Origin of the sequence: Corynebacterium sp. MSK073, assembly GCF_030232085.1 — a bacterium.
Classification (GTDB): Bacteria; Actinomycetota; Actinomycetes; order Mycobacteriales; family Mycobacteriaceae; genus Corynebacterium.
In genome coordinates, this window is the sequence record NZ_JASPIY010000003.1 from 1 (window position 1) to 12,327 (window position 12,327).

9 protein-coding genes and 1 CRISPR repeat array are annotated in these 12,327 nt (G+C 54.8%); of the genes, 1 reads left to right on the forward strand and 8 read right to left on the reverse strand.

Annotated elements, in window-relative coordinates; all coding sequences use genetic code 11:
• Window positions 1-349: 349 nt before the first annotated feature.
• A CRISPR array of direct repeats spans window positions 350-2,091; the repeat unit is 28 nt; unit sequence GGCTCATCCCCGCTCACGCGGGGAGCAC.
• Window positions 2,092-2,180: 89 nt separating this feature from the next.
• From cas2e to cas3, 8 genes are all read right to left on the reverse strand, one after another.
• Window positions 2,181-2,537 (reverse strand): type I-E CRISPR-associated endoribonuclease Cas2e, encoded by a 357-nt coding sequence (gene cas2e / locus QP970_RS02485; RefSeq protein WP_284869496.1) that lies wholly within the window; start codon window positions 2,535-2,537, stop codon window positions 2,181-2,183.
• Window positions 2,534-3,472, reverse strand: a complete 939-nt coding sequence (cas1e, locus tag QP970_RS02490) for a type I-E CRISPR-associated endonuclease Cas1e (protein ID WP_284869498.1) — start codon at window positions 3,470-3,472, stop codon at window positions 2,534-2,536. Before cas1e ends, cas2e begins: the two co-directional genes overlap by 4 nt.
• A complete protein-coding gene (gene cas6e, locus QP970_RS02495; protein ID WP_284869499.1) occupies window positions 3,472-4,170 on the reverse strand; it encodes a type I-E CRISPR-associated protein Cas6/Cse3/CasE in 699 nt (232 codons plus the stop codon). The genes cas1e and cas6e overlap by 1 nt, the downstream gene beginning before the upstream one ends.
• The gene (gene cas5e, locus QP970_RS02500) at window positions 4,167-4,883 is read right to left on the reverse strand and encodes a type I-E CRISPR-associated protein Cas5/CasD (RefSeq protein WP_284869501.1); all 717 of its coding nucleotides are present in this window, start codon (window positions 4,881-4,883) and stop codon (window positions 4,167-4,169) included. Before cas5e ends, cas6e begins: the two co-directional genes overlap by 4 nt.
• Window positions 4,884-4,896: 13 nt before the next feature.
• Complete coding sequence (gene cas7e, locus QP970_RS02505) at window positions 4,897-6,039, reverse strand: type I-E CRISPR-associated protein Cas7/Cse4/CasC (protein ID WP_284869502.1); 1,143 nt, start codon at window positions 6,037-6,039, stop codon at window positions 4,897-4,899.
• Window positions 6,040-6,074: 35 nt separating this feature from the next.
• Entirely contained in the window at window positions 6,075-6,746 is a 672-nt protein-coding gene (casB, locus tag QP970_RS02510) for a type I-E CRISPR-associated protein Cse2/CasB (RefSeq protein ID WP_284869503.1), read from the reverse strand.
• Window positions 6,739-8,484 carry a type I-E CRISPR-associated protein Cse1/CasA gene (casA, locus tag QP970_RS02515; protein ID WP_284869504.1) on the reverse strand — a complete coding sequence of 582 codons (1,746 nt, stop codon included), beginning with the start codon at window positions 8,482-8,484 and terminating at the stop codon, window positions 6,739-6,741. The genes casB and casA overlap by 8 nt, the downstream gene beginning before the upstream one ends.
• 98 nt (window positions 8,485-8,582) lie before the next feature.
• On the reverse strand, window positions 8,583-11,363 hold the full coding sequence (gene cas3 / locus QP970_RS02520) for a CRISPR-associated helicase Cas3' (protein ID WP_284869506.1): 2,781 nt from the start codon (window positions 11,361-11,363) through the stop codon (window positions 8,583-8,585).
• Between the two features lie 518 nt (window positions 11,364-11,881).
• On the opposite strand from cas3, the gene QP970_RS02525 reads away from it, so the two are divergent.
• Window positions 11,882-12,301 (forward strand): organic hydroperoxide resistance protein, encoded by a 420-nt coding sequence (locus QP970_RS02525; RefSeq protein ID WP_284869507.1) that lies wholly within the window; start codon window positions 11,882-11,884, stop codon window positions 12,299-12,301.
• The last annotated feature ends 26 nt before the right edge of the window (window positions 12,302-12,327 follow it).

The following is a 12,327-nucleotide window of genomic DNA, read 5'->3' on the forward strand; positions in this document are numbered from 1 at the left end:
GTTCGGAGTACCTGGACATGGTGGTAGATTACCTTTCTTTCCAGCCCGACTGGGCTGGATATCAGGTGTCCACCAAACAGGGGTCAGGTCCTTCTGCCCCTCATAACCGAAGCGCTGATCATCGTTGATGTATGCCCTTTCGATGTGTTGATTATTGGGTAGCAGGAAATTTGAGGCATTAAATCAAGAAAAACTTATCCCCGCTCACGCGGGGAGCACATATGCTCTTTCGAGGGTGTAGTTCTTAAGGGGTGCACCCTGGGAGCTGAGTAGTACGAATATTCAGCTCCCGAGGTGCTTAGCTATCTAGCTCCAGCTTTCTCATCTCAATTTTGTGATTTGAGATTAGGGCTCATCCCCGCTCACGCGGGGAGCACGTGAAATCGCTGCCACGCTGGGCGATGTCGGCGGGATCATCCCCGCTCACGCGGGGAGCACCGCCACTGTTTGGTGGCGTGGCACGCAGGGTGGGGCTCATCCCCGCTCACGCGGGGAGCACAGTATCGATCTTGCGGTGAAAGCGGTCTACACGGGGCTCATCCCCGCTCACGCGGGGAGCACTGCGTTTAGCGTCGCGGGTAGCTTGCGCGGTGACGGCTCATCCCCGCTCACGCGGGGAGCACGCCGGGATAAGGCCAGGCTGCGGGTCAGAATCAGGGCTCATCCCCGCTCACGCGGGGAGCACATTGATTTGCTCCATTCGGTATTGCTGTTGTTGGGCTCATCCCCGCTCACGCGGGGAGCACTGCGTTTAGCGTCGCGGGTAGCTTGCGCGGTGACGGCTCATCCCCGCTCACGCGGGGAGCACGCCGGGATAAGGCCAGGCTGCGGGTCAGAATCAGGGCTCATCCCCGCTCACGCGGGGAGCACATTGATTTGCTCCATTCGGTATTGCTGTTGTTGGGCTCATCCCCGCTCACGCGGGGAGCACCAAGGCCCACCCGGCACCGTCGACGGCATCGACGGCTCATCCCCGCTCACGCGGGGAGCACCCAAATCTCAAAAATTTGGGGGTTCTCGCTGGAGGCTCATCCCCGCTCACGCGGGGAGCACGTAGACATTTACGTTGATTGTGCCTGGTGAGTGGGCTCATCCCCGCTCACGCGGGGAGCACCTGTGGGAGACGCAGAAAAAAGTGAATGACGCGGGCTCATCCCCGCTCACGCGGGGAGCACGGTCGCCACATATACCCCGTCGAACTCGGAGCCGGCTCATCCCCGCTCACGCGGGGAGCACCACTGTGCGTCACATCGTGCGGTGGCGGGGTTACGGCTCATCCCCGCTCACGCGGGGAGCACACCAGCATGGGCGCCCCAACCGCGTCACAGAACGGCTCATCCCCGCTCACGCGGGGAGCACCAATCTGGTCGAAGGTCGCTGCCCGTGGCCACGGGCTCATCCCCGCTCACGCGGGGAGCACGTTCCACGACTGCTGCGCCTGGTTCGGCTGCTGGGCTCATCCCCGCTCACGCGGGGAGCACGGGTTGTGGGGTTTAGGTGAGTCCGGGGTGTGGGGCTCATCCCCGCTCACGCGGGGAGCACGTGGTCACGTCGATTGATTCGCAGGCGTTTAACGGCTCATCCCCGCTCACGCGGGGAGCACGGGGTGAGTATATGACGCGCCTTTCGTGGCCGCGGCTCATCCCCGCTCACGCGGGGAGCACTTCCCAAAGGGCCTGGATGCCAGTGACGAGTAGGGCTCATCCCCGCTCACGCGGGGAGCACTGGGGCAGATGTCTGGCGATGTTGGCAAGATGGGGCTCATCCCCGCTCACGCGGGGAGCACGGGTATTACGACAAGCTCGACCCGGCGGAGGTGGGCTCATCCCCGCTCACGCGGGGAGCACTTAAACGCCGTCAGCGAATTAATAAGCACCTCGGGCTCATCCCCGCTCACGCGGGGAGCACGTGAAGTGGTTTCAGTCCCCAGGCGGTGCGCGGGGCTCATCCCCGCTCACGCGGGGAGCACGAGGGCATGATGCTTTCGCAGCGTGAGCGCGGCGGCTCATCCCCGCTCACGCGGGGAGCACTGCCTCTGTCTCGGTCGTGGGTGTGGTGTCCGGGGCTCATCCCCGCTCACGCGGGGAGCACACTTGCTGAACAGCAGAAATTCGAGCCTTAAACGTATTTTACATACGACTTGTATTTTGGGGAAAGCTACCCTCGAAGCTCCACGCGGTCTAATATCCTCCCTTCTGTTTCTTATAAGAAATACGGTTACGTCGGGCTTGAGACCATCCAGTCCTTCGCTGTGGTTGCTTAGACTTAGTCGGTCGCGTCATCAAGGTAATCCCGTCAAAATCCGTAGGTTCCCAATGATGTCTGTGAGTCTTGAACTCCATTCCCTGCTCATTCGCGACTGAATACACCAAAAGTGCGCGGCCATCTTTACAAAGCTCGGTTGTACGATCCCAGAGCAAATCTCGTATACGAGCAGAGGGACGTCCCACGAATACACCGGGAGTCAGTTCAATGAGCCACTTGGACAGATCGCCGCGTAGTCCAGCGGGACAAGCAGTAATAACCAGCACCATCATGACAACGTTTCCTCTTCTGCCCAGTTAAGACCAGAAGCGATGACTTCAAGTTCACTCCACAGCATTAACTCGGCATCACTGACAAGCTCGTCATCAGGAACATCAAAAAGTGCTTTAAGGTCTTGAACCATCCGCGGCATGAGGCGGCGTGAGACAACTTGATCCCGCACGAAACGACGCACTTCCACAGAGGGATTACCCTGTTGAGCTGCGACAGCATCGAATGCCGCTGGAATAGAAATCTCTGCTTTGTAGAGGTCAGCAATGTCGTAGACGAATGACCTATCGGTGCCTGTATGTACTATCCCCAAGGCAGGGATGAAACCAAGCGCCGCAACGACAGCATGAGCAACTCCATATAGTGCGGCGCTGCCCGCAGTCAGGGCCTGGTTAATTGGGTCAGACGAGTCGAAATCATTGGGATCATAAGACCTCTGAGTCCAATAGACTCCAGTACGCTCGGCTTCAGCCGCATATATTCGCTTCATGCGTGCCCCTTCGCGGCCACGCAGCTGGGACATCGTCAGCTGAGAAACGTCTTCTCCTGGAAACCGCATGGCATACATTCTGCGAGCCACGTCCAAACGCTTCCGCTGGTGAGACACTACCTGCGCATGAATTTCAGCCATGCGGGACGATTTCGCTGGTGGCCGACCGTGCGCATAGTACCGAACGCCGCGCTCACCTACCCAGAGGGTGGTAACCCCGGCATCGCCAAGCAAAGCCATACCTGCGTAAGTAATCCTCGTTCCTGGACCAAGCAGCAGTGCCGCCAATTGTGTGGCTGGTACATGTGCGACGCCGCGCTGGTCCGTAATCGTTAGTGAATTACCGTCCCTATTAATCACGCAGCGCTCGGCGTACAGGAAACTGATTCGGTCTCCCATCCGGGACAAAGCTTGGCGGGTGACAGGAACTTCGCTTGGATTAGACATCAAGACCCCATCGGTCGAGCTAGGGTCATCATGCCACAACCATAACCACGAGCTCTTCCTATCCCATGAGTAAGTGTGTGCCGAAGAGCCTCAGGATCTTTGACCTCTAAGGTTCCGCGGTATCGGGCTGTGGCGATACGCACACGCCTGTTGCCATTTCCTTTCCGGAAATCCAACGTTTTTCGCTCAATAATCGCGGTTTCTTCTTCCACGGACCACCGAGAACGCTCATCATCGCTGACATCATCCCCTGCTCGGGGTGCTAGTTCGAATCCGGCATTTTCTGCTCGCCGATACAACCACTCCAACTGGTGTTCCACAGACACATGAGCCTTCACTTTGCCTCGCTTGCCTCCATTAGCTTGCGAATACGTTGGGTTGGCTACCAGTTCAAAGATCCATCTTTGCCCCTTAGTCAGTGAATTCAGCAGACGGTCATACTCAACCGATTGTCCCGGCCGTGTATCCCACCCTGCTTGTTCCACAATCACATGGTCAGTTGGCTTTTCAGGCCCCACCACATAAAGGGAATGGTGATGCGCACCTCCATCAAGGCGCCATAAAATTCGCCCAGACTCGTGAGCCACATCCGGTGGAAATGACGCGGCAACTGCAGCGTGCATTGCTTGTGGATTAGCAAGTAGCTTTCGCCCTTGACGCCGCTGAGGATTGATAAGAATTTTGGTTAACGTACTCATACATTCATCACCGCCTCCAAAAACGGATCCGGGCGCCGCTCCGCGCTATCTAAGGGGTTGTCCACATTCGCAAACTCCTTTTGCACCACAGTGCGCCATGAATACTTGCGGTGCTGCGGATCAAAAGACTTCGGTACATCCTGGCAAGCCACGCCGGATTCTCCTGGGAGGGAGTCCCGGTAAATCGGCAGCGATACTTCCCCACCACTGGATCTCATATACTCCTTGGTGGCGTGCCACGTGCCGTGCTCTTGTAATGCCGTAACCGCAGGCTTTTCAACCACACCAAGCACCACATTGGGCGGAGCCGGGCACGAGCGTCGGCCCAAATAGAGCGGAAATACCGGCCGGTTTAGATTCTCCGCAAAATTCTCGAGTTGCTCGCGATCCTCACTTTCGATTGCCGCGACGAATGCGGCATCTGACAGGAAATAGCGGGTAATGAGCTTTGCGGATGCCTGTGGATCCTTTTGCCAGTTTTGCGCGGTTTGATAATCGCGCAAAAGGCTCCCGGATTGATCGACACGCACCGCGAACTTGAGACCCGCCAAATCGGCCATATCTTCATCACGACTGCGTCCTTCAGCTGCGGCTAGCATGCCAAGAACTCCTGACTTTGAGGGCAAGGACGAAGTTGCACGGGTAGCGTAGCGAGATTCCGTTCCCCACGACTGCATCGGCCCTTTAAGCAGCAACAACAATGATGCTGTCATCGTTTTAAGCCTCCTACTCCGAAAGCGCGGAAGACAAACGCTGCGAAAGCTCTGGCAGCGTCACTTCGTCAGCGATTTGTGCGAAAGCCTGACGGGCCTCGCTCAACCCAACCACAAAGGCTGCCTTAGGCTGCAGCCCATAGTTTTCTTCAAACTCGGTTTCTTCTTTCGCCAACGCTTCGGCACCGGCGACGCGCAAGCTCTGATCGGCGGTTGGCTCTACTGGTTCTTCGAAGGCCGTAACTAGGCTCACCGGGCGGGTATCGCGAACTGCGATATAAATGAGCTCAGGCATTGTTTGGTTGGCAAAGGTATTGATTTTGCCCGTGGGCATAGACTTGATGAATGCATCAACGAAATTCACTGCGGCTTGCTTTGCGTTTTCTGCCGAGTCGAGATTTTGTGTCAGTCCATCTAGATTCACCGTGGCATAACGGTACAAGGTAGAAGACATCATTTGTACAGTGCCAATCATGCCTGCACCAGTTTCTTCGCCTTCCTCGGCCAAGTCATCGACCGCGGTGAAATAGTCGAATTCAGGCGCGCTGGCGTGAATTCCCAGTGCATGCGCAACTTGTACCGCAGCATCGACGTTATACGCAGCATCATCGGCAACCATACGCCCAAACAACGCCATATCTACCGAGTGCTGGGTATCAAGGATTTCCAGGGCATCCTTCTTCTTAATCTTTTCACCGTCGGCCGCAAAAATCGCCTCTGCGGCACGTTCAATCTGGTGCGGGCTCAAGAACAACAAGTATTTGGTCTGCGGATACTGCGCTGCTGCTAGTTCTTCTTCGGTGGTTTCCTTGGAATCTTTCAGCGCCTTGATACGTTTCGCATCCACTTCCGTCTTAATTCCTGCAGCTTTGAAAAGCTCAGCAACTTCCTTTTGAGCTCGCTCCGCATCCCAGCCTTCGTGTTCTTGAACCTTACGTGCGATCTTCTCTGGAAGCCGCTTCGAGCGATCCCCCACAGATTCAGCATCGATTTCAGATTCAAAGTACTTGCGGATTGCACGCTTCCATGCCTGTGAAGAGACTCGCTGACGCGGTACGCCGCCGTAAACGGCAGACTTAGGCGCCCCGGTGTCGTCACGATTGATCAGAGAAGGCGGAAGAGTCTGCAGAGCGTGGATATCGATGGTCAAAGCCATTGCGAAAATTCCTTTCTAGAATATGAAAATTGATTTTAAGAAGTCGGTTCGGTCTGAGAAGACGCATAAGAACCGAGTGCGAAGTCACGTGCCCATTTCAATAGCACGCCTTGTCGCTGTGTATGAGCTTTTTGAGTAGCGTTTTTGCTGCCTAGAACCCGCAGATCCTGAGCAAATGCACCGTAGTCAAACCCCAAATTTTCCCCGCGCAATAGCGTTACCAAGGAACGAATATGTATGAGGCGGGAAGCCTCATCGGGAGATACGAGCATCGCATCAAACCGCGGTTTCGTGGATTGTGACTGACTGTGCGCATAGAAACGACCGCAGGCCCGTGCGAAACTTTGGCCTTTAATATGTGCTTCAGTGCTAGCGCTTTGTAGATGGATGCCTAGCATCGTCAGGGCTTGAAAGGCCGCGAGTTCTGATGCGGACGGTGCGGCGCCCTTTCCCATCTCTTGTTCACTCAATGCAGGCTCCAATAAAAGGAGGACCTCTTCAAGCGCGACGGGGTGTTGTTCAAGACGTACCGCAGAATACTTTCGTAATTGGGCTAGGACTGCGCGTGCTCGCGCTTGTTTATTGTGCTGTGGCGAATGCAAATAATCATTCTGCAGCGCCTCTGCGGTACGCGCCACGGAGGTTCGCAAACGCGGGCCTGTGTACTCCGCAGTAGTTCCTTCCTGCGGATGACTGGTGTCATGCATGGGCAACACCTTCCTTCATAGGTGAGCTAGGACTCTGATTTCGTGTGGACTTGCCTGTTAACGGCAGGTTCTTATCAAAACGCCGCTGTAGCTGCTGGAAAAGGGATCCAGCTGAGACGATTCGGCCCTTTCCGTCTTCTCCTGTATCTACTTCCCTGCCAATGACCGCCTTCATCCCGGCGCCGCGCAGCAGTTCCATTGCGTGGGAGATAGCTACTGTTCGAACTCGTTCCTGCCAGTTGATTTGAGCGCTGTCTGCATTTTCAACAGAAATGGTCTGCATCCACGCAATAAACTCTGGCTCCAACTGGGCATAAAACCTGTCCTTAGACTTAACGCCGAATTCATAATCATCGCCCGCGGCTACCCGCAGTTGACCTTCAAACCAGCCCAAGCTCACGGCTGTTTCATAGGTCTTTTGTGCGGCAGTGCGGACAGCATTACGCGCTTGCCTGCCAAGATCATCTTCGCGCAATACCACTAGGGGAAGCCCGATCGTGGTGCTGAAAGTGGTGGCTACTGAAGATTCCTGCGGTCCGTATTCCATCGAAACCAAGGCAATATCAAAGGCGCCTTGGTTTAGATATCCATCAACGTCAAGTGCAGCGAGATTGCTGAGATTGGCTGGTCGCTTGGGAGCTTTTGCCTTTTTCTGGTCGAAACCTGGGTCGTCTTCGACGGCAACCAAAGCATCAAGTGCGCGCCACATGGTCTGAGTGGAATCGTAGGGACGCGCGTAGTAAGCATCTTGGCCGGCCTTCGACTGGTTGGGGCTATACCGATACGGCGTCATGGGATCACCCATGACATTCTTTCCCGCATCCGGAATGCGATCACCATTCGATACGAGGACACGAGTAATCTGGCCTTCTTCAGCTACTAGGCGCACTCGTCGTGCCTGCCAAGTTGCCAAATCAGCCGCTCCTTGGGGCACAGCACCAAGCTTGTCATCCGATCCACGGCGCTGCGCAGCGGTATCAGGTTCTCTTTCCCATACCGGTTTATCCAGCTCAATTGGGTTAGTTCCCTGCTCCGTCATAACAGCTGCCATAGGAGTATTTAGCAAAAGCGTTTCTAGGAGGCCTTCAGTTCCAAGCACCAAAGTTCCGCCCGTTCGACCAGTCCAACCTGTGCCGATGGGGTAACCTCTACCACCCTTTACGCGAGGGTCTCCTACTGCGCCGGTTTTAATACCGGAATAATCATAAGCTTGCAGGTGAAGCAACCAACGGGCGGCCTCATCTAGAGGAATTGCCCGCCGCCCCTCAGCCGTACGCATCGTGAAATGATCATCAGCGGCTTCTGGAACTATATAGGAAATCGGTCGAGTCTCATTTTTCTGCGAGTGAAGATCCGCCACCTGCATGAAGGGAACAGTGTCAGAGAGTAAATCGAACCGGTCTCTAAAGGCATCAAGATAATCTAAAACAACTTGGTCCCGCTTCGTCTCGCATAATTCTTCACGCTTTTCCGCGAACCATTCGCCCCAATCAAAGCTGGCGCGTTTCCGCCTTCCGCCTGCTGCTTCCGCTAATTCTTGCGCATGAGCACGCCAAAATATAGCCAATAACAGCCTTATGACCGCATAATCCTGGGTCGGTGAATCGCCCACAATTTTATGGGCATCGCCCTGTCCAGAAAATATGTCCCGGATGCTCAACGCTTTGCGATTATCCGCACTGTCCATGCACAAAATCCATGGCTCATCGAGCAGGTTAAAGGTTTCTGTATCAGTCATTATCTTTCGCCTCCTTTCTTTTAAAAGTGAATTGGTGGATGATGTGGCTGCCCCTAGTAAAAGGAGGTGCTCTCAGCCTAACTAGTGCCTCGGGCATATCACTCACGCCCATCACTCATAATTTCGATTCCCAGCTGGCTCGTATACCGCAGAACAAAGCGTCCTACCTGCGTCTCTCCCCCTTTATCTAACGGCAAAGCCAGTTGTCCCCGCAGTAAGTAGTGTGACCCCCACTCGGCCGGGGTTGCCCCTTCGAGGTCATTGACCACCGCATCAAAGTCCGAGTCATAACGGGTCATTCGCACAGGCAGTCGTACTGTACTAGACGCAAGATGAAAGGCCAGCTTATACGGAATATCGGCAGCCTCGATGACTTCTTCATCCCAGCCCCACGGGCGATAGCCATAATCAGTCTCGATGATGGGGATCACCTCAACGCTGGGCTCTGCGTCACGAACTTGGGCCGCACCTTTGATCTCGGCATTGTCTGCGGAATCATCCTGCAGACGTGCGAATAGAGCGTCCAGGCCGTTGGTACTCCATGGATCTGGCAATCGGAACGTTGAGGACGCTGAATGCGCTGTGGATTCCTCAAAATCACGCGTCGCAATGGCCTCTTCCCACGATTCGTTCCACGCCTCTGGCGGCTTAAAGTTGCGATCATATGCAGCTGCTACAAGCGGAGCGATGTCGTCTGGTCGGCGAATCTTATTTGGCAAGACTGCATAGGTTGATAGCAATATCGCACGGCCGTAAATGGCCTCGGCGCCTGATTCAAATTCCGGGACTGGTGAGGAAGATTCTAGCCCGCGAATAACAACCTGTGGTTCGCGCAGTTTTTCGGGTCGATCGCTGGAAGGACGCCCGTGGCGGTGCAGCCTCCCGATGCGCTGAATGAGCAGATCCATAGGTGCGATATCAGTAATCAGGGCATCGGCATCAATATCCAAGCTCTGTTCCGCCACCTGAGTGGCCACCACAATTTTTTGCTTAGGCCGACCTGCTCCCCTGTGGGCATCCGGGCCAAGTTGTCGCCGTAATGAATCTTCTTTTTCTACGCGTTCCCAAGCCACAAATCCCGCATGATGAAGCTCCACGCAATCACCATAGCTTTCGGCGAGTTCCGAATACGCAGCCTGCGCTCGTGCGATAGTATTGCAGATAATAAGAACACACCCGCCATCAACGAGCCATTCCCCGAGAAGTTCGTGCAGTGAATCTTCGCCTTCCGCAAGGAAACTAATTGTGGCTTCAAGATCTGTTGGAGACGCTGGGACCTCTAGAGAACGAATTTCGTCTTCTGTCGCCACTGTGATTAGTGGGTAGCCAGTCGGCTCTTCCTCTGGCCATTGACCGTCGGAGTACGCGCTGACCAATGCGCGTCGCTTGTCCGCCGGCAACGTGGCGGACATGACGATGATGCTGGCACCATAAAACCCCAACCATTCGATGGCACTGCGGAGGTAATCGGAGGAATACACATCAAAGGAATGAACCTCATCAAAAATTACTACTTTGCCTGCTAGGCCGACGTGCCTCAGCATGGAAAACCGCTGCTGTAGCGCCATCATGAGCACTTGATCAACGGTACCCACCACGAAATTGGAAAGAATGCCGAGCCGCCGTCCAGACATCCACTGCGATGCAACAACGTTGCCATCTTCTTCTTCATAACGGTTGATTCCCGTAAATTTTAAATCCGTATAAGGCTTGGCCAACGCATTTTTGGAATGCGCGAGATACATCGATCGAACAGAATCTGTCGTTATATTTCGACTCCATTCGATGGTCCTTTGCAATAGTCCATTCGCGGTGGCCATGGTCGGAGCGGCAAAAAAGATTCCTTGTGCCCCGCTACGCGCCGCAAGCACTTCCGCCGCCGCTAAGGCAGCTTCAGTCTTACCTACGCCTGTTTCGGCTTCCAGGACTATGAGCGCTGGCTCATTGATCGCGCTGGCAGCCTCCACCATTTCCTGTTGTACTTGTCGCGCTTTAAACTCTGCGGGCCACCCAAACGATTGCCGGAATTGCTCGTCGATGTCCTGATGCAATCGAGCTTCCGGTTCCCAGGGTGAGGTCAAGTCAATGAGCTCTGCAGCCCTTGTCACTCGGTCTAGTTGAGTTCCCTCCACGCGCAAGCTGAAAGCCTTTTCATTGGAAGCAATCCAGTCCGCCATAACCACTAAGCCGGTAAGCATTTGCGCGGCTGCGGGCGAGACTTTCGGCAGTTTGGCAAAGACCTGCGCAAGCTCATTTTCCCCACAAAGTTTCGCCATGGCATCAAGGAGTTCGCCATGAACCATTCGCCACCCCGAAGGATAATCTTGAATCAATTCTCGGACCGCTTTACTCGGCCCGCTTGCGGCACCATGATGAGCATTGACAACCGCGGCCACAGAGTTAGCCTTTGGCAGGGTAAGTCCCTGTTCTTCAAGCCAGATTGCTAAAATTTCACCAGAGGCAATGCCATGCGGAAGCTTGGACATATTCGCCTCTGAGGCGCTCAATTCAATATTTAGTCCCGCGTCGCTAACGGCGTGGACCAAATGCGCAACGTCACTGCGGTCAAGAAGAAGCCGCTGGAAAGTTTTAACACCTTTTCCAACATCATGGGACCCAGCAAGAAAGACGTAGAGAACTTCTATATCCGTCTCTGAGACACGCAACTCGGCTTTCAGGAACTCCTTTACCGAACGAGAAAGCCAAGAGTTAAACACCAGGGATGCAGCACACGCGGAATCAACCATATGTTGCGGCAGGTTGAGATGGTCTACACCGTCACCCGATTTCGCCCACAAGCTCCGCGCCTGCTGACTGCGTTGACCAGACCAACCATCTGCACGAGTGCAAAAATCCACTGTCTTCGCTGGTAATTTCATGGTTCTATCTCCAGTACAGCCTTCACCAAGTCCAACTTCTATGGTGAACTTGAGTTATTAACTAATGATTCATAACTATACATCATCTAGCACTGACGTGTTGCAATTTTTGAAATGAAGCTAAAAATCTGCATCAATTTTTGCGGTAAGATCACAGGAGGCGCAACGCCAAACTCCCAGCTAACGCTGGGATGAGCCCACGTCAGTGCTCATTTGAATAGTCAATTGACTAGTTCCCCGCGTCAGCGGGGATTATTTTCTACCTACATCCTTGCGGTGGATTGAGCACACCAGCCGATCCAAGCGCTACCCCAAGGTACTTCCACCAGAAGGAGCGCCCACTCCCCCGGCGCGGGTTGAGTAGTCCTGCACCGCACACTTGAGCCGTACCACATTTTCCTAGCACGTCCTTTCACTTCTTAGGTCGCTGACCTCGAAAAACGCCGTTAGCAATTCTGAGTACAATCGGCGACTGTACTCACTACTAGTACGAAAATGACTTTAGAAAAGGAGTAATCATGGACGCCCTTTACACCACTGAAGCACTCGCTACCGGAGCAGGCCGCGACGGCCGCGCCGTAGTGCAAAATTCGGACCTTGATTTCAATATGGCCACCCCGAAGGAAATGGGTGGCGATGGCAATGGAGCCAACCCGGAGCAGCTCTTCGCTGCTGGCTATGCCGCTTGCTTCCACTCCGCCCTGCAGGCTGTAGCCCGCAGCGAGAAGGCTGAGTTGGGAGATTCTTCCGTGGGCGCCCGCGTGTCCATTGGCAAGGAAGGCGAAGGCTTCAAGCTCGCCGTTGAGCTCGAGGTCATTATCCCCGCCCAGGAGCACGATAAGGCACAAGAACTTGCCGATGCCGCCCACCAGGTCTGCCCCTACTCCAACGCCACCCGCGGCAATATCGACGTCAACGTCACCGTCGCGCAGGACTAAACAGTACTAGCACGGACTCTTAGTTC